18 protein-coding genes are annotated in these 17,354 nt (G+C 68.9%); 9 read left to right on the top strand and 9 right to left on the bottom strand.

What is annotated here, in order from left to right:
• Positions 1-142 precede the first annotated feature (142 nt).
• From AruCF_RS07915 to AruCF_RS07890, 6 genes are all read right to left on the bottom strand, one after another.
• Positions 143-1,231 carry an imelysin family protein gene (locus AruCF_RS07915; RefSeq protein ID WP_080977373.1) on the bottom strand — a complete coding sequence of 363 codons (1,089 nt, stop codon included), beginning with the start codon at positions 1,229-1,231 and terminating at the stop codon, positions 143-145.
• Positions 1,231-2,748, bottom strand: a complete 1,518-nt coding sequence (locus tag AruCF_RS07910) for a di-heme oxidoreductase family protein (protein WP_049072909.1) — start codon at positions 2,746-2,748, stop codon at positions 1,231-1,233. The genes AruCF_RS07915 and AruCF_RS07910 overlap by 1 nt, the downstream gene beginning before the upstream one ends.
• The gene (locus AruCF_RS07905; protein WP_049072908.1) at positions 2,745-4,043 is read right to left on the bottom strand and encodes an imelysin family protein; all 1,299 of its coding nucleotides are present in this window, start codon (positions 4,041-4,043) and stop codon (positions 2,745-2,747) included. Before AruCF_RS07905 ends, AruCF_RS07910 begins: the two co-directional genes overlap by 4 nt.
• A 278-nt stretch (positions 4,044-4,321) precedes the next feature.
• Positions 4,322-5,641: an MFS transporter gene (locus AruCF_RS07900; RefSeq protein WP_049072907.1), complete on the bottom strand. Its 1,320-nt coding sequence runs from the start codon at positions 5,639-5,641 to the stop codon at positions 4,322-4,324.
• A gap of 44 nt (positions 5,642-5,685) precedes the next feature.
• The gene (locus tag AruCF_RS07895) at positions 5,686-6,354 is read right to left on the bottom strand and encodes a DUF4286 family protein (protein WP_049072906.1); all 669 of its coding nucleotides are present in this window, start codon (positions 6,352-6,354) and stop codon (positions 5,686-5,688) included.
• A gap of 121 nt (positions 6,355-6,475) precedes the next feature.
• Complete coding sequence (locus AruCF_RS07890; protein WP_049072905.1) at positions 6,476-7,387, bottom strand: LysR family transcriptional regulator; 912 nt, start codon at positions 7,385-7,387, stop codon at positions 6,476-6,478.
• 279 nt (positions 7,388-7,666) lie between these two features.
• Here AruCF_RS07890 and AruCF_RS07885 point away from each other — a divergent pair, with 279 nt between their 5' ends.
• From AruCF_RS07885 to AruCF_RS07860, 6 genes are read left to right on the top strand one after another with little or no spacing between them, the layout of a single operon-like run.
• Positions 7,667-8,674: an ABC transporter substrate-binding protein gene (locus AruCF_RS07885; RefSeq protein WP_049072904.1), complete on the top strand. Its 1,008-nt coding sequence runs from the start codon at positions 7,667-7,669 to the stop codon at positions 8,672-8,674.
• 3 nt (positions 8,675-8,677) lie between these two features.
• On the top strand, positions 8,678-9,568 hold the full coding sequence (locus tag AruCF_RS07880) for an ABC transporter permease (RefSeq protein ID WP_235432759.1): 891 nt from the start codon (positions 8,678-8,680) through the stop codon (positions 9,566-9,568).
• A 2-nt stretch (positions 9,569-9,570) separates the two neighbouring features.
• The gene (locus AruCF_RS07875; protein ID WP_049072903.1) at positions 9,571-10,392 is read left to right on the top strand and encodes an ABC transporter ATP-binding protein; all 822 of its coding nucleotides are present in this window, start codon (positions 9,571-9,573) and stop codon (positions 10,390-10,392) included.
• Between the two features lie 34 nt (positions 10,393-10,426).
• Positions 10,427-10,609, top strand: a complete 183-nt coding sequence (locus AruCF_RS07870; RefSeq protein WP_049072902.1) for a DUF4089 domain-containing protein — start codon at positions 10,427-10,429, stop codon at positions 10,607-10,609.
• A complete protein-coding gene (locus tag AruCF_RS07865) occupies positions 10,606-11,994 on the top strand; it encodes an AtzE family amidohydrolase (RefSeq protein WP_049072901.1) in 1,389 nt (462 codons plus the stop codon). Before AruCF_RS07870 ends, AruCF_RS07865 begins: the two co-directional genes overlap by 4 nt.
• 22 nt (positions 11,995-12,016) lie before the next feature.
• On the top strand, positions 12,017-12,724 hold the full coding sequence (locus AruCF_RS07860) for a GntR family transcriptional regulator (RefSeq protein ID WP_024069876.1): 708 nt from the start codon (positions 12,017-12,019) through the stop codon (positions 12,722-12,724).
• Between the two features lie 26 nt (positions 12,725-12,750).
• On the opposite strand, the gene AruCF_RS07855 is transcribed toward AruCF_RS07860, so the two are convergent.
• Positions 12,751-13,296: an antibiotic biosynthesis monooxygenase gene (locus AruCF_RS07855; RefSeq protein WP_049072900.1), complete on the bottom strand. Its 546-nt coding sequence runs from the start codon at positions 13,294-13,296 to the stop codon at positions 12,751-12,753.
• Positions 13,297-13,502: 206 nt separating this feature from the next.
• Here AruCF_RS07855 and hpxZ point away from each other — a divergent pair, with 206 nt between their 5' ends.
• The gene (hpxZ, locus tag AruCF_RS07850; protein ID WP_049072899.1) at positions 13,503-13,880 is read left to right on the top strand and encodes an oxalurate catabolism protein HpxZ; all 378 of its coding nucleotides are present in this window, start codon (positions 13,503-13,505) and stop codon (positions 13,878-13,880) included.
• A 147-nt stretch (positions 13,881-14,027) separates the two neighbouring features.
• Positions 14,028-14,582: an NADPH-dependent FMN reductase gene (locus AruCF_RS07845; protein WP_049072898.1), complete on the top strand. Its 555-nt coding sequence runs from the start codon at positions 14,028-14,030 to the stop codon at positions 14,580-14,582.
• A gap of 935 nt (positions 14,583-15,517) precedes the next feature.
• On the opposite strand, the gene AruCF_RS07840 is transcribed toward AruCF_RS07845, so the two are convergent.
• Positions 15,518-15,736, bottom strand: a complete 219-nt coding sequence (locus AruCF_RS07840; protein ID WP_006386517.1) for a dodecin — start codon at positions 15,734-15,736, stop codon at positions 15,518-15,520.
• 188 nt (positions 15,737-15,924) lie between these two features.
• On the opposite strand from AruCF_RS07840, the gene AruCF_RS07835 reads away from it, so the two are divergent.
• Positions 15,925-16,428 carry a DUF6496 domain-containing protein gene (locus AruCF_RS07835; RefSeq protein ID WP_049072897.1) on the top strand — a complete coding sequence of 168 codons (504 nt, stop codon included), beginning with the start codon at positions 15,925-15,927 and terminating at the stop codon, positions 16,426-16,428.
• 12 nt (positions 16,429-16,440) lie between these two features.
• Here the strand turns inward: AruCF_RS07835 and AruCF_RS07830 are convergent, their stop codons facing one another.
• A complete protein-coding gene (locus AruCF_RS07830) occupies positions 16,441-17,352 on the bottom strand; it encodes a LysR family transcriptional regulator (RefSeq protein ID WP_049072896.1) in 912 nt (303 codons plus the stop codon).
• Positions 17,353-17,354 lie beyond the last annotated feature (2 nt).

The following is a 17,354-nucleotide window of genomic DNA, read 5'->3' as shown; positions in this document are numbered from 1 at the left end:
GGCCGGCGCTGGCCGCGGCCAGCCGAAAGCCGCGCCCAGCGCGCCGCCCGCGCCCCAGGCCAGGAAATCGCGCCGCGCGGGGCGCGCCGGCCCATTGCCGGCCGGCGCATCGCGCGCAATGCCGCTCAGCATGCGGTCGCGCTCAGTCGCCATCGAGCGCATTGAAGCCGATGGTCACGCCCAGCGCCGGCGCCAGGTCCTGGTCAACGATGGCCTTGGCGTTCTTCAGCGTCAACGCCGCCAGGCCCAGCAGGCGGCGCCCTTCGGCATCGCCCAGCGCCCGCTCCAGCGGCGCCGGCGCCTCGCGCAGCGCGCGCGCCGCGTTGCCCACTTCGGCCAGCACCGCGCCCGCCATCCAGTCCTCGCCCTTGGGCAAGGCATAGCCGCCCGCCTGATAGAACGCCGCCAGGCCCTCCAGGCCGGCGGCCAGCGTGCGCGTCGACAGCCCGCTGCGCCAGAACGCGGCGCGCCGGGGCCGGGCGCCGTCGGCCGAATCGCCCAGCACCGGCAGCAGCTTCACGTCGCGCGCGAACTGCAGCCCGGTGGACAGCGCCTTCATGGCTTCGGCCGCCACCTCCTGCGGATCGCGGTACAGATCGTTGCCCGCCCGCGGCTGCGCGAACTGGCGGCCGAAGTCGGCCTTGGCATCCCAGGCCTGCGCCACGTCGCGCGAGATCGCGGCGACGTTGGCCGACACGGCTCGGGCGTAGCCGCAGGCGTAGGCAAAGGTGGGCGCGCCTTGCTGCGCCAGCAGCGCCGGGTCTCCATACAGCACGAATTCCAATGCCGGCAGCCCCTGCACCGCGACGCTGCGGCCGGCCAGCGCGCCCGGCTTGAGCAGGTCGGCATCCTGCGCGGCGATCACGGCCTGCACCTGGCGCGGCATCACGCCGCGCGTGTCGGGCCAGAACGCCAGGCGCTCGTAGCGGTTGGCCTGCACCAACGGCCCGAAGCGCAGCGGTTCGAGCCGCGCCCACGCCAGCGCCAGGTCGGCAAAAGCCGCTTGCACCCGCTTGGCGCCGGCCGCATCCGGCTTGTCGCACCACTGGCCGAGCGCGTCGTCCAGATCGGTCGCGGCGGCGACCATGCCGGCGGCGGCCGGCCGCGCGTAGCCGTGCGCCAGGCGTTCGCCCAGGTCGGCGGGCAATTCGGCGCCGGCGGCCAGCGGCCAGGCCAGCGCCAGCGCGGCGGCCAGGGCCGGCGCGCGCCAGCGTGCAACGAGGATAGCCATCACAGCGACTCCAGGAAACGGATCAGGTCGGCGCGTTCTTCGGGCGTCATCGCCACCACGCGGTCGCGCGCCGGCTGGCCCGCGCCGCCATGCCACAGCACCGCCTCAAGCAGCGTGCGGGCGCGGCCGTCGTGCAGCCAGGTGGCGGTGGGATTGACGGTCCTGGTCAGGCCGATGCCCCACAGCGGCGGGGTGCGCCATTCGCGCCCGTTGGCGGAACCATCGGACACGCCGTCGGCCAGGTCATCGCCCATGTCGTGCACCAGCATGTCGGTGTACGGCCAGATCAGCTGGAAGCGATGCTCGGCCTGCTTCGCGTTGCGGCTGGTTACGTACTTGGGCACGTGGCAGGCCACGCAGTTGGCCTCGTAGAACAGTTTCTTGCCGGCCAGCACGCGGGCGTCGTCGGCGTCGCGCCGCTGCGGCACCGCCAGGTTGGTGGAATAGGTGGTGACGAAGTCCATCAGCTTGGCCGGCACTTCCTCGGGACCGAAACGCGGCTGCGCGCCGTGCGGCATCTGGAGGCACTGGGGCTGCGCCGGCGTACAGTCGCCGTAGTGGTTGGGGAACAGCGGCGTCGACAGCCCCATGTCGTTGGAGAACGCGGCGGCGCTCTGCTGCTCCACCGTGGGCTGGCCGGCCTTCAGATTGAAGCGGCCCAGCGCGCGCTGGCCGGTGCGCGCGTCGGTGACCCAGTTGGCCTTGCCGACGATGCCATCGCGCTTGTCGGCGCCGATGTTGGCGAGGATGTCGGCCTCGTGGATCGATTCCAGCAGGCCCAGGCCGATCATCGGCGGCGCCAGCCGCGGCGAGATCTGCGTGTCCTTGCGCATCGGGCCGTAGCCCAGGTTGTCGATGCGGTAGACCGGCTTCATCAGCGTGGCGGTCTCGCCGCCATTGAGCTTGACGGTGACCGGGGTGTATTCGATTTCCATGCGGCCTTCGGCCGGCAGGCCGGCCACCGCGAAGTTCTGCAACTGCACGCCATAGACGGGCTCGGGCAGCAGCGCGATCTCGCCCGGCGCCAGGCGCGGATGGCCGCGGTCCGGGCCTTCAGGCACCGCCAGGCGCAGCAGCAATGCCACGGCGTCGGGACGCTCCAGCGGATCGAAGCCCGGCACCGAGCCGCGCCCGTCCTTGGTATGACAGGCCTGGCAGGACCGCGCGTTGAACAGCGGGCCGAGGCCGTCGGAGGCCTGCGTGGAGGCCGGCGCGGAGACCCAGTCCTTGCGGAACAGGCCGTTGCCGACCTGGAATTCCTGGCGCCGCTCGAAGCTCATGTTGGCCGACGGCTGGGAAAAAATGTCGGCGTTGATGAGCTTGTTGGTGGTGGTGGCGCCCGCCTGCATGGTCTCGAAGGTTTCGGCCTTGGAGAAATCGCGGGTCGGCGCGGTGATGGCGAGGACCCGCTTGAGGTCCTCGGCGCTCAGGTCGTCGCGCCCGGCGGGCGCGGTGGGAGCGGCGGCGGCGCCGGCATGGGCCGACGCCGCCAGTACGGCGGCGAATACGAGCTTCACTTGAATACGGCGTCGGGTTTGTCCAGGCTGTCGGAACCCTCGATGGCGACCTTGCCCAGGTCCAGCAGCGCGATCACGCGCTCCAGGCTGCGGGTCTGGTCGACCAGGCGGTCGATGGCGGCCTGCACCACCGCGTTGCCTTCCTTGTTGCCGTCCGCGATCATCTGGTCGTAGGTCTCGACCGTCTCGGCGCGGGTCTTCATGGCCTGCATCGCGGCCACGGTGGCGTCCAGCTTGGCGCGCACTTCGGCGTCCAGCTTGGGATCGCGCGCCTTGACCAGCTCCGACAGGCTGGCGCCCGCCACCTGCTTGCCGTCGACGCGGGTGTACGCGCCCAGGTAGACGTTGCGGATGCCGATCTGGTTGTAGAAGTGCGAGTTGTGGGTGTTGTCCGAGAAGCAGTCATGCTCTTCCTCGGGATCGTGCAGCATCAGGCCGAGCTTCATGCGCTCGCCGGCCAGTTCGCCGTACGACAGGCTGCCCACGCCGGTCAGCATCGCCACCAGGCCGGCCTTGGGATCTTCTTCCACGGCCTTGCGCGCGGCGCCGTCCTTCTTCCAGTTGCCGACCATCTCTTCCAGATCGGTCACCAGCAGGTCGGTCACGGCCTTCAGGTAGGCGATGCGGCGTTCGCAGTTGCCGCCGGTGCACTGCTTGACGTCGTAGTCGGTGTGCGGACGGTTGCCCGCGTGGCGTTCCTGCGGCGTGCCCTTGCGGTCGGCCGGCGCCGGGCCGGTGCCGTTCAGGTCCTGGCCCCACAGCAGGAATTCGATGGCGTGGTAGCCGGTGGCCACGTTGGCCTCGTTGCCGTCGGCCTCGTGCAGCACCTCGGACAGCAGCTTGGGCGTGATCTCGCTGACATCGACGGTCTTGCCGCCCACCGAGATCCTGGAATTGGCGATGACGTTGACCGCGTAATAGGCGTTCTCGTCGTTCTCGGTGCCATAGGAGGCGTCGACGTAGTCGATCAGGCCTTCATCCAGCGGCCAGGCATTCACGCGCCCTTCCCAGTCATCGACGATCGGGTTGCCGAAGCGGAACGCCTCGGTCTGCTGGTACGGCACGCGCGCATCCAGCCAGGCCTGGCGGGCGGCCTTGAGCGTGTCCGCGCTGGGCTTGGCGACCAGGGCGTTGATGGCTTCGCGCAGCGTCTTGGCGGAGGTCAGCGCGTCTTCATAGCCGGCCAGCGCCAGGTCCGAATAATTCGTCACCACGGCCTTGGGCTGTGTGGCGGCGTGAACCGTCCCCCCGAATGCCGCGACGGCCAGCGCCGCCCCCAACAACAACTTGCGCATCACTTTCTCCCGTAACTTGGACGAAATCCGCCCCGCGGCGGCTTCGTCCACACTTGAATTTTGTGGATGCGAGTGTAAACAATTTTCGTTTGTTATTCAGAATAAAGTCAGCTACCTGACGTTTTTCCGAATAAAAAGGCATGAAAACGCGCCCCGCCCCGCCGCTTCCCGGCCTCGCGGCCGCAGCGGCGATCAGACAGCCGCGCGCGGAACGGACGCAAAGAAGCCCGGGCAAGCCCGGGCGCAGGCAGGAGAAGCCGGCCAGACCGGCCCCGCGCTCAGCGTTGCAGCGGCGCCTTGGCGGTCTCCCTGGCGGCCAGCACCGAGATGGCGGTCACGACCAGCGCGGCGGCCACGTACAGCGACACCGCCACGGTCGAACTCCACGACTTGAACAGGCTGGCGATGATCAGCGGCGCGAAGCCCCCGCCGACGATGCCGGCCAGCGTGTAGGCCAGCGACGACCCGGCGTAGCGCACCCGGCCCGGGAACTGCTCGGTGATGAAGGCCGCCTGCGGGCCGTACATCATCGCGTGGATCAGCAGGCCGACCACCACGGCGGCGCAGATCGCGATGGGATGCGCGGTGTCCATCAGCGTGAAGAACACGAAGGCCCAGATCATGCCCAGCACCGCGCCGGCCACGTACACTGGACGGCGCCCGATCTTGTCCGACAGATGCCCGCACAGCGGCACGGCGATGGCGTTGAGCGCCGCGCCCAGCATGGTGGCGCCCAGCGCCAGCGGCCGCGACAGGTGCAGCACGGTGGTCACGTAGGTCAGCGTGAACACCACCACCAGCGCGTACAGCACGTCCGAACCGATGCGCGAGCCGCCGGCCACCAGCAACTGGCGCCAGTGTTGCACCAGCACTTCCTTGATCGGGGTGTTGGCGGTTTCGCGCTTCTGTTCCATTTCCAGGAACACCGGCGTTTCCTCGACGCCGCGGCGCAGCCACAGGCCGAACAGCACCAGCGCCACGCTCGACATGAACGGCACGCGCCAGCCCCAGGCCTGGAATTCCTCGGGCGTGAGCCAGAGCGAGATCAGCGCGATGAAGCCGGTGCCGATCAGCGTGCCGCACGACGGCCCGACCTGCGTGAAGGACGCATTGCGACCGCGCTGGTCGGGCTTGCCGTGCTCCATCGACAGCAGCACCGCGCCGGCCCACTCGCCGCCCAGCGCCACGCCCTGGATGAAGCGCAATGCCACCAATGCCACCGGCGCCCACACGCCCCAACTGGCATAGGTGGGCAGCATGCCCATCAGGCCCGTCGACACGCCCATGATCACCAGCGTGGCGACCAGCACGAACTTGCGCCCCAGGCGGTCGCCCAGGTGGCCAAAGACGAAGCCGCCCAGCGGCCGCGAGACGTAGCCCACGGCATAGGTCGAGAACGCCAGGATGGTGCCCGTCAGCGGGTCGAACGACGGGAAGAAGATGGCATTGAATACCAGCGCCGCCATCAGGTTGTAGATCGTGAAGTCGTACCACTCCAGCGTGGTGCCGACCGAGCTGGCCATCGCCAGTTTCTTCATCTTGTCCGGCGCCGCGCCGCCGTGGGCGGCCGCCGGAGCGCGCAAGGTGTTTTCAGCCATTGTGTTTCCCCATGTTCGTGATGTGTGTGGACGGCGGCGCCGTGTCAGCGCAGGTCGGCGGCCGCCAGCTTCCAGCCCAGTTCGAGTTGCCAGGCATCGCTGGCGCGGATGCCGAAGGCGCCGGCGGCCTGTTCGGCCAGGGCCTGCACGGCGCCGGCCGAGCTGGCCTCGACCACGAACAGCGGATCCAGGCGGCGGTTCTCGGTGGATTCTCGCGGCAAGGGACCGCTCAAGGCCGCATCCGGCGCCAACAAATAGGACTGAACGAAACCATCGACCTGCGCCAGCGCCGCGCCCGCCTCAGCCGCCCGCGCCACCAGCGCCCCGGCATCGCCGCCGAACACCAGCGGCAGCACGGCAATGTGGCTGCCGCTGCCGAACCCGGTCACGGCCTGCACCGCGCAGACGCGTCGCATCGGGTCGCGCATGCGGTCCAGGTTGGCCACCGACCACGGCGTCTGGCGCTCGAAGGCGGCGCGGTAGTCGGCGGTGGTGAACGCGCCCAGCGATGCCGTGCGGTACAGCCCCAGGTACTTGCGGCCGCCGGACCGCGAGAAATAGCGTGCGCCCGACAGGAAGCCGGGGATGCGCACGCGCTCTTCGACGTGCTCGCGGTCGTACCAGCGGTTGAAATCGGTTTCGAAGGCGGGATCGACGTCGCAGGCGACGAACAGCATGCCGTGGGGCGTGGACGGAGTGGAGGCTTGGCTCATGGAAAGAAAAATCCCTTCGATAACGGAAGGGATTCATCTTCGGCCGGCGGGGCCAACTCCGACAAACGAGTAATTTTTCGCGCCGGCAACAGAATTACTGAAAGCCGACCTAGGGATAACGCTATTGCGCGGACCCGAATGTTGGCGGCGTGACCGACGCGGTGTACTGATCCGAGGCGCGGCAGGCCAGCTCGGCCACCAGCCGGATCGCATCCGAACCGGCGCCCTCCAGGTAGCTCACCACCAGCAGTTGCGGCGGCACCGGCACGTCGCAGCGGATCATCTGCACCTCGCCGCGCGCCACGTATTCGTAGATCGGCGGCAGCGGCACCAGGGCGCGGCCAAAGCCGCTGCGCACCAGCCGCGCCAGCGCCGAGATCGAGCTGACGCAATGCACCTTGCCCAAGGGCAGGCCGGCTTCGCGGAACAGCCCTTTCAGGGCCTCGTGCGGCTGCGAGCCGGGACTCATGGTCAGCACCGGCTCGCTCAGCAACTGCTGCACGGACAGCGATTCCTCGTCGCCGGCCGGCCCGACCCACCCCATCTCCATCGGCAGGCACGGCGTGCTGATGACGCCGGTATCGGTCAGCAGGTCGGTCTGGAAGGCGATGTCCAGCGTGCCTTCGCGCAGGCCGCGGTGCAGCGCGCGGGTGGTCTCCGAGGTCAACTGCACCTCGATGCCCGGATAGGTGGAACGCAGGTTGGTCAAAAAGCCGATCAGCCAGGTGTGCACCACGGTCTCGATGGCGCCGATGCGCACCAGGCCGAACACCTCGTCGCCGGTGCGGCCCAGCGACAGGATCTGCTGACGCAACTGCATCAGCCGCTCGCCATAGTCCAGCAGGCGCGTGCCCACCGCCGTCAGCCGCAGCTCCTTGGCGTCGCGCTCGAACAGGCGCGCGCCGATGTCCTCCTCGAGCGAGGCGATGCGGTTGGCCACCGCGGCCTGCGTGATGTGCAGGCGGTCGCTGGCCGCGCGAAAACTGCCCAGCCGGGCGGACCACAGGAATGCTTCGACAAAACGGGTATTCATATCCACGCCACGGCGCGCCCGATGACGCGCCCTTCCGATAACGGCGGGGCGGCAGCCCCGGCCTGTGCACATCCTAACGCCTGGCGGGCCGGCCGCGCCACGACGCCAGGCGCGCCCCCTGTCGGTGCCACATGCACCAGCTTGGTTCACGCGAGGCGCCAGGATCGCCCCATCATGGCGAAAAACCGGGTCCGCGAAGGTTGGCACGGGTCTTGCTTGAAGGACTGGTATGCAAGCTTGTCTACAAGCGCCCATTCTTTTCCCGACCAGGAGTCCCGCATGACCGACCGCCCCGCGCCCTTCGCTTTCAACGCCACCCGCCGCCGGCTGATGCAGGGCGCCGCGCTGGGCGCCGCCGCGCTGGCCGCGCCCGCCCTGGTGCGCGCGCAATCGGGCCCGGTCATCCGCATCGGCTACTGGCCGGTCGCGGCCGGCCTGCCGTTCTATGCCGCCATCGAAAAGGGTTACTTCAAGGAAGCCGGCCTGAATGTCGAGGCGCTCAAGTTCGCCGGCGCGCAGCAGGTCATGGAAGCCATGCTCGCGGGCCGCGCCGACGGCAGCGCCAACGGCACCGGCTCGGCCAACCTGGCCATCGGCGAGATCGCCTCGCCCGGCCTGTTCAAGATTTTCGCCTCCAATCCCAGCAACGCCAAGAACGTGCTGGACGAGTTCATCGTCGCGAAAGACAGTCCCATCCAATCCATCGCAGACCTCAAGGGGAAAAAGGTCGGTTCTGGACCCGGCATCCAGAATGCCACGCTGGCCAAAGCAGTGCTGGAGCGCGCCGGCGCAACCGGGGCGACCGTGGTCGAGCTGGCGATCAGCCAGCACGTCGCCGCGGTCGCCGCCGGCCAGTTGGACGCGTGCTACACGCTCGAGCCCACCGGCACGGTCGGGCGCCTGAACGGCACCACCCGCGTGCTCGAGGCGGGCGTGATCGCCAAATACGTGCTGGGCGATCCGATGGCGCCGTGGTTCGGCGGCTCGGCCTCGCTGACCACCGCGTTCCTGAAGAAGCATCCCGAGGAAAGCAAGAAATTCATCGCCGCCTACGCCCGCGGCATCGAGCTGATCCGCACCAAGCCCGACGAGGCGCGCCCCTTCATGAAGGGCTACACCGCCATCGAAGGCCCCATGACCGAAGCCGTGCCGCTGGCCGCCTACACGCTCTACAACGAGTTCACCCCCAGCGACATCCAGTACTTCCAGAAATTCTTCGACCTGTTCGCCGACAAGGGCATCTTCGCGCAGAAGGTGGACGTGGCCTCGATGCTGTACAAGGGCTGAGCCATGGACGCGATCAACGCCAACCGCGCCAGCGCGGCCCCGGCCGGCGGCGCCAGCCACGCGGCCGTCGCGTCGGCGGCCGCCCTGCCTGCCGCCGGGTCGCCGGGCAAAACCGCCCCCGCCTCGCGCCCGCCGCGCACCTGGACCGCCGCGCGCCTGCTGCCGCTGATCGGCCCGCTGGCGCTGTACGTGGTGTGGGACCTGGTGGTGCGCCTGCAACTGGTCAGCCCGGTGCTGCTGCCCACGCCTGGCGCCACGCTGGTGGCCCTGGCCAAGGGCATGGCCGGCGGCCCGCTGCTGGGCGACTTCCTGGCCTCGGTCAGCCGCACGCTGCAGGCCTTCGTCATCGCCGGCGTGATCGGCGTGCCGCTGGGCGTGCTGCTGGGCAGCAATGAAAAAGCCTACCGCAGCGTCGAATTCCTGGTGGACTTCTTCCGCTCGACGCCGTCGTCGGCGCTGATCCCGCTGTTCCTGATGATCTTCGGCGTGACCGACATGAACAAGATCGCCATCGCCGCCTTCGCCGCGGTGCTGGTGATCCTGTTCAACAGCGCCTACGGCGTCATCAATGCGCGCAAGCAGCGCGTGATGGCGGCGCGGGTGATGGGGGCCTCGCGCTGGCAGATCTTCAAGGACGTGCTGATCTGGGAAAGCCTGCAACCCACTTTCGTCGGCCTGCGCAGCGGCGTATCGATGGCGCTGGTCATCGTGATCGTGGCCGAGATGTTCATCGGCTCGGACAGCGGGCTCGGCAACCGCATCATCAACGCCCAGCAGGTGCTGAACGTGCGCGACATGTACGCCTCGATCCTGGCCGCCGGCGCGCTCGGCTACGTCCTCAACATCCTCTTTCTGGTGCTGGAAAAGCGCGTGGTCCACTGGAGCGGCCGATAATCATGTCCACCGTCATCAACCCCGTCATCGCCCCCTCCCCCACGCCCGCGCCGTTCCAGCCGGGTCCGGCCGGCACCCACATCACCATCCGCGGCCTGACCAAGTATTTCGCCGGCTGGCCGCTGTACGAGGACTTCAACCTCGACATCCCCAAGGGCAAGATCGTCTCGGTGTTCGGCCCCAACGGCTGCGGCAAATCGACCCTGATCAACATGATCGCGGGCCTGATCCCCATCGATGCCGGCGAGATCCTGTTCGACGGCAAGTCGCTGGCCCAGACCAAGATCGGCTACGTCTTCCAGAACTACCGCGAGGCCATGTTCCCGTGGCTGCGCACCATCGACAACATCGCCTACCCGCTGCGCCTCGAAGGCCGCGGCAAAGCCGAGGTGGACGCGCGCGTGGAAGAGCTGGTGGCCTCGTTCGACGTCAAGTTCGACCTCAAGCGCTATCCCTACGAGCTGTCGGGCGGCCAGCAGCAGACGGCCTCCATCATGCGCGCGCTGGCCCCCGGACCGGAAGTGCTGTTCCTGGACGAGCCGTTCTCGGCGCTGGATTTCGAGATGACGCTGTTCATCCGCGAAAAGCTGCAGGAGGTCTTCATGCAGACCGGCACCACCATGCTGCTGGTGTCGCACGACCTGGAGGAAGCCGTGTACCTGGCCGACCAGGTGCTGCTGCTGACCAAGCGCCCCACCCGCGTGGCCGAGATCCTGGACTACGGCGACGCCCGGCCGCGCACGGTCGAGACGCTGTCCGAGCCCAGCTTCATCGGCATGAAGAAACTGAGCCTGGAGATCTTCCAGCGCGAAGTCCGCAAATAGCCCGTCTTTTCCTTCCGATCCACCGGAGTCCGCCATGACCCAGGAAACCATCGACCAATACGTACGCAGCGCGCTGGCGCTGGCCGGCTATGCCCTGCGCGAACCGGCCGCGACCGAGGTGGCGCGGCAGTTCACGCGCATCCACGACATCGCTTCGAGCTTCATCGACGAGGCCCTGCCGGTGGAGCTGGAATCGGCCTCGGTGTTCCGCCCGTGAACGGCGCCGTCCTCGACCTGGCGCGGCAGATCCGCAATGGCGAGCGCAGCGCAGGCGCCGTGCTGGAAGCCACGCTGGCGCGCATCCGCGCCGCCGATGCGCGCTACAACTGCTTCACCGCCATCACCGAAACCCGCGCGCGCCAGGAAGCCGCCGCCATCGACGCGCGGCGGGCTCGCGGCGAATCCCTGCCGCCGCTGGCCGGCGTGCCGTACGCGGTCAAGAACCTGTTCGACACCGCCGAAGAGGTGACGCTGGCCGGCGGCCGCGTCAACGCCGCCAATCCGCCCGCGCCGCGCGACGCCACCCTGGTGGCGCGGCTGCGCGATGCCGGCGCCGTGCTGGTGGGCGCGCTCAACATGGACGAGCACGCCTACGGCTTCACCACCGAGAATTCACACTACGGCGCCAGCCGCAACCCGCACGATCCCGCCCGCATCGCCGGCGGTTCCTCGGGCGGCAGCGCGGCGGCGGTGGCCGGCGGCCTGGTGCCGCTGACGCTGGGCTCGGACACCAACGGCTCGATCCGCGTGCCAGCCTCGCTGTGCGGCGTGTTCGGCCTGAAGCCGACCTTTGGCCGCCTGCCGCGCACCGGCTCGTTCCCGTTCGTCGGCAGCCTCGACCACCTGGGCCCGTTCGCGACCGACACGGCCAGCCTGGCCGCGGTCTACGATGCGCTGCAAGGCGCTGACGATGAAGATGCCGCCTGCGCCCAACGGCCCGTCGAACCCGTACTGGCGGATCTGGGCTCGGACCGCCCCTTGCGCGTGGCCGTGCTGGGCGGCTACTTCGCGCACTGGGCCGGCCCCGAGGCGCGCCAGGCCGTGCAACTGGCCGCGCGCGCGCTGGCGGCCACGGAGGTCGTCGAACTGGCCAGCGCCGAACAGGCGCGCGCCGCCGCGTTCGTCATCACCGCGGCCGAGGGCGGCGCGCTGCACCGCCGCCGCCTGGTCACGCACTATGACTACTACGAACCCCATTCGCGTGATCGCCTGGTCGCCGGCAGCCTGGTGCCCGCCGCCTGGGTGCAGCAGGCCCAACGGGTGCGCCACCGCGTCTACCGCGAGGCCATGGCGCTGTTCGCGCACTACGACGTGCTGATCGCCCCCGCCACGCCGGTGCCCGCCACCGCCATCGGCACCGAGACCCTGGCCCTGGCCGGCCAGTCACTGCCCGCCCGCGCCAGCATGGGCCTGCTGACGCAGCCGATCTCCTGCCTTGGCCTGCCGGTGTGCGCCGCGCCCACCTGGCCGGGCATTGGCGCCGACGCGCACCTGCCATTGGGCGTCCAATTGATCGCCGCGCCGTGGCGCGAGGCCGATTGCCTGCTGGCCGCGCGGCGGCTGGAACAGGCGGGCGTTGCCGCCGTTCGTCCCCTCCCCTGACCCGCCACAACCGAGGCCGTCCATGGATTCCGCATTCGCCGTCATCGACACGCCCCGCAGCCTGGCCGATTCCGCCTACGGCACGCTCAAGCGCGACATCCTGGATTTCCGCCTGGCGCCGGGCGACCGCTTCACCGAGACAGAAATCGCCGACCGCCTGCGGGTCAGCCGCACGCCGGTGCGCGAAGCCCTGTTCCGCCTGGAACGCGAGGGCTACCTGGAGGTGCGCCAGCGCAATGGCTGGCTGGTCAAGCCGCTGGACTTCGACACGCTCGATCACTTCTATGAACTGCGCAGCGTGCTGGAGATCGCGGCGGTGCGCGCGCTATGCGCGCCGGGCCAGGTGCCCGATCCGCTGCGCGCGCTGCAGCCGCTGGCGGATACGTGGCTGGTGGACAGCGCCCATTATTCCGGCGATGGCGAGTGGCTGGCGGACCTGGACGAGCGCTTCCATGCGGACCTGGTGGCCGCCGCCGGCAATCCTGAAATCGCGCGCGTGCACCGCGCCGCCACCGAGCGCATCCGCATCGTGCGGCGGCTGGACTTCACCCAGCCCGACCGCATCGCCCATACCTACGCCGAACATGGCGCCATCCTCGACGCCATCCTGGCCCGCGACGCCGAACGCGCGACGGCTTTGCTTGCGGCGCATATCGGCGACAGCCAGGCCGCCGTGCGCAAGATCACGCTGCACCGGCTGTATGCCACGCGCCGCGCGCAGGCGGCGTGATGGCGCTGGCGCGATACGCGGCCGCGTCAGTGCGGCCGCAGCCAGCGCTCCAGCCGGCGCGTGACGAACGGAATGCAGACAAACACCATCACCGGCGTCATCGTCACGCTGGTGATCAGCGCGCGCCAGAACACCGGCAGTGCGCTCAGGTGTTCGCTCACCAGCAAGGTGAACGCCAGCAGCACCGGAAAGTACGCCAGCCAGATGCTCACGGCCTGCTTCCAGCGCGGCGGCGCGCCCGCGTTGCCCTGCGGACCGAACCAACTGTCCATGCCGCTGACGCGGCGCGCGTGGCTGGCCCGCACCAGCGCGGCGCCGCGTTCGAGCCACATGCGGCGCGGCAACGATTGCTCCCAGCGATTGAGGCTGGCCTCGTCATTGAAGCGCAGCACGATCTGATACTGGTCGCCGCCCTCGGGCGGTTGCAGCACGCCCGAACCGAGAAAACCGGGAAAGCCGGCGGCGAGGATCTCGCCCTGGCGCATCCAGGACAGGAAATCGCTGTAGCGTTCGGGCGCAATGTGCCGGGTGACCAGCATGGTGACCGGGGCGGGAACGGCGGAACTGGACATGGTGAAACTCCTGGAGCGGCGTGTAGCGTGTTATGTGGTGTAAACCCTAGCAAGCGGCGTGCCAGCCTGGCGGCGCGGCAATCCCCCGCGGACAGGGCCATTGCCGCCCGCCGCGGCGGAATTGACGCACCGCAACACACCCCATATTGGTGATTACCCTGAATCAAGCACCATAGTGGTGCATTTAACACGGAGCACATCCTCACATGGACATCAACCTGCCCGCCGTCGTCGCCGAGGTCACCATGGCCTTCGCGCGCTATGAAGCCGCCCTGGTCAACAACCAGGTCGACGTGCTCGACGAGCTGTTCTGGGACAGCCCCCATACGCTGCGCTATGGCGCCGGCGAGAACCTCTACGGCTATGACGCCATCCGCGCCTTCCGCGCCGGTCGTTCGCCGCAAGGCCTGGCGCGCCGCGTGCTGCGCACCGCCATCACCACCTATGGCCACGACTTCGCCACCACCAACATCGAATTCCAGCGCGACGGCAGCGACCGCATTGGCCGCCAGAGCCAGACCTGGATGCGCACGCCGCAAGGCTGGCGCGTGGTGTCGGCGCACGTCAGCCTGATGAGCGCGTAACCCGTCCGTGCCGCCCGTGGGACCGGGCCGGGCCGCCGCGTCCTGACACAAGTCAACACCGTCCATAACCTTATGGGTTCGCCGCCATTGAGCCGTCATGAGGACAGGTCTACACTGGGCTTTCCCCCGACCCAGGAGCCCCGCCTCATGAGCACCTACAAGATCGCCGTCTTCGTCGGCAGCCTGCGCGCCGCATCGATCAACCTGCGCCTGGCGCGCGCACTGGAAAAACTGGTTCCCGCGGACTTCAAGTTCGACTACGTCAGCCTGGGCGACGTGCCGTTGTACAACCAGGACAACGAGAACAACCTGCCCGCGCCCGCGGCCAAGCTCAAGCAGCAGATCCTCGATGCGCAGGGCATCCTGTTTGTCTCGCCCGAGCACAACCGCTCGGTGCCCGCCGCCATCAAGAACGCGATCGACTGGGGCACCCGTCCGTGGGGCCAGAATTCATGGGCCGGCAAGGCCGTGGGCATCCTGGGCACCTCGCCCAGCGCCGCCGGCACCGCCCTCATGCAGCAGCACCTGCGCAACATCCTGGCCGCCGAAGGCGCCAACGCCCTGACCACGCCGGAAGTCTTCCTGCAGTACACCGATGGCCTGGTCGACGACCAGTACAACATCACCAACGAAGGCACGCGCAAGTTCCTGCAAGGCTGGATCGACCGCTACGTCGACTGGGTCAAGAAGTTCAACGCCTGATTGCCGCCGCTGCCGGGCCAAGGGCGCCTGCCCGCCCGGCAACCGATCGCCCGTCTACCTCCGGGCGATCACGCCCCCCGCCAAGCCGGGGGGCTTTTTTTGTGGATAGAGCGCCCCCGCTCCCAAATATTTCCCTTCGCCTCCGCCTCAGCAGGCAACAAGCACGCCTCGCGCGCGCCCCCCTGCCCACCAACACCGCCCCAAAAAAAGCCGCCCGGCCGCCCGAGGCCGGGCAGCCCCCCTCGGGGGGCTGCAAGCACACGCAGTGCGCGCCGCGCGGGGGCCAACAATATCCCCGCCAACTGTGGAGAAGCTTGAGGACAGCTGTGGGGCAGGTGCGAAAAAGCCTGTCATGCCAGGCACTTGCAAGTGTCGATCAAAAAATGCGCAATCGACCGTTTGGCCGATCTCCGGAGCACTTATCCACCGCCTGAAGGACGAATCCCGCGCCTGGCGCCAGCACACGCGCCAACACGGCCATTTGTCCCAGCATTCTGTGGACAAGCATGAGGACAGAATGAGGGCAGCTCGGATTTTCCCTTGCACATCAAGCACCTGCGAGGGGTGATCAAGAAAGGCCCAGCGCGGCCCGAAAAGGCGCCGGGTTGTCCCCGGGAAATGTGGATAAGGCTGAGGACAGCCTGCGGGCAGCCACGAAAATCCCTTTGCCGCCAAGGCCTTGCGGCGGGCGGGCAATAAACGCTCAGGGCCGCTCCCGCGGTACGACCGCGACCGCCGCCGCGCGATGGATGCGGCGCGCGGCCGGATTTGTCCCCACGGAATGTGGACAAACCTCTGAACAGTCTCATGACAAGCTGAAAAAAAGCTTATCCGGCAAGCACTTGCAGTCAGCGCTCAAAAAAGGAGCAGCCGCGCGGACGCGCCCGCGACCTGCACGCCACCCTGTGCGGCCGGGACCGCGCCCCGGCGACGCGCTAGACGTCGCCATCCTCCAGCCGCATGCCGATCTTCAGGCCGACCTGCCAGTGCGCCACCTTGCCGTCCTTGATGTGGCCGCGCACCTCGGTGACCTCGAACCAATCCAGGTGGCGTAGCGTTTCGGACGCGCGTTCGATGGCCTTGCTGATCGCATCGTCGGTGGACTTGGTGGACGAGCCCACCAGTTCGATCTGCTTGTAGACATGATTCGACATGGCTTGTCTCCTTTGAGGGGGAAGCGTTGCGAATCGTCGGCCGCGCGCGGGGTTCCGGCGCTTACGACCGGCAATCCATTCGAACACACAGGATACCGCGCGGGGCATAGAGTGGTGTTACGAGTTCCGTCGGCGCGGCCTCGCCCACGTCGCGGTCTCGCTTCTGAAACGCAAGCCAGGAGGTTGTCATGCCTGAACGGAAAACGCTGCAACGCGCCGCGCGCGACAAGAAGCAAGGCAAGTCCCCATCCACCCAAGCGGGCGAATTCGTGCGCGAGGAAATCGACCACGTGCGCGAAGGCAAGCACGGCGTGCGCTCGACCAAGCAGGCCATCGCCATCGGCCTGTCGAAGGCGCGCCGCGCCGGCGTCGACCTGCCCTCGCCCAAGAAGGCCGGCGCGGCCACCCGCCGCAAGGCCAAGCAGGACAGCGAGGCGGCGCACGACGGCCACGCGAAATCCGCCACGCGCGCCCGCGCCACCACCCGCGCCCTCAAGCGTGAAAGCGCCAAGCCGGCGTCCAAGTCCGCCCTGTCGCGCCATGCGTCCAAGACGGCCAGCCGGCGCACGGCGGCGGATCGTTCGGCCGCCGCGAAAAAGGCCGCCGCCACCAAGGGCGCGGCGGGACGCTCGGCCGCCGCCAAGAAAGCCGCGCGCACCCGCGCCGCCAACCGCGCCGCCGCCCATCACTGAGCGGCGCGGCGGTCACGGCGTGGCGCCGGCCTCGAACTCCCGCAGGCGCGCCTGCAGGAATTCACGCAGGCGCTTGACCGCGGGCGACAGCAGCATGCGGTGCACGCACAGCAGGTACAGCGGCGACGGTTCGCCGATGTAGTCGGGCAAGGCCTGCACCAGCCGCCCGGCGCGCAGATCGGCCAGCACGTCGTAGCGCGACTTGTAGGCCACGCCGTGGCCGGCCAGCGCCCAGCGCCGCACCAGGTCGCCATCGTCGCCAACGCGGTCGCCCTTGACCGGCACGGTCACCGCGTCGCCCTCGTGCTCGAAGGCCCAGCGGTCGTGCAGGGACTCGCCCAGCACGAAGCACAGGCAGTTATGGCGGCGCAGGTCGGCGGGGGTGCGCGGCATGCCGTGGCGCGCGAAATAGGCCGGCGCGGCGCACACGACGCGGCGGTTGTGCTCGCCCAGCGGCAGCGCCACCAGGCCCGAATCGCCGGGCGTGCCGTAGCGCAGCGCGATATCGACCGGCTGCCGGTACAGGTCGGCCAGGCGGTCGCTGATGCGCACCTGGAAGTTCACGCGCGGATGGCGCTGCTGGAATTCGTCCAGCCAGGGCAGCAGCACATGGCGGCCCAGGTCCGACGGAATCGACACCGACAGCGTGCCGGAGATCGCCGTCTTGTCGCGCGCCAGCGCGCTCTGGCCGGCCTGCAGGCTCGACAAGGCGGCGCGCGCGTATTCCAGGTAGCGCTCGCCGTCGCCGGTCAGCCGCAGGCTGCGCGTCGAGCGCACGAACAGGCGGGTTTCGAGCGACAGTTCGAGCCGCTTGAGCGCGGCGCTGGCCACCGCCGGTGTCAGGTCCAGCTCGCGCGCGGCAGCCGAAAAACTGCCGTGATCCGCCGCCGCCACAAAGATGCGCAGGTCTTCAAACCGAACCATGA

Source organism: Achromobacter ruhlandii (genome assembly GCF_002082135.1).
GTDB classification, from domain to species: Bacteria; Pseudomonadota; Gammaproteobacteria; order Burkholderiales; family Burkholderiaceae_B; genus Achromobacter; species Achromobacter ruhlandii.
The sequence above is the reverse complement of the archived record's forward strand: the minus strand, read 5'-3'. Positions and strand labels throughout refer to the sequence as shown.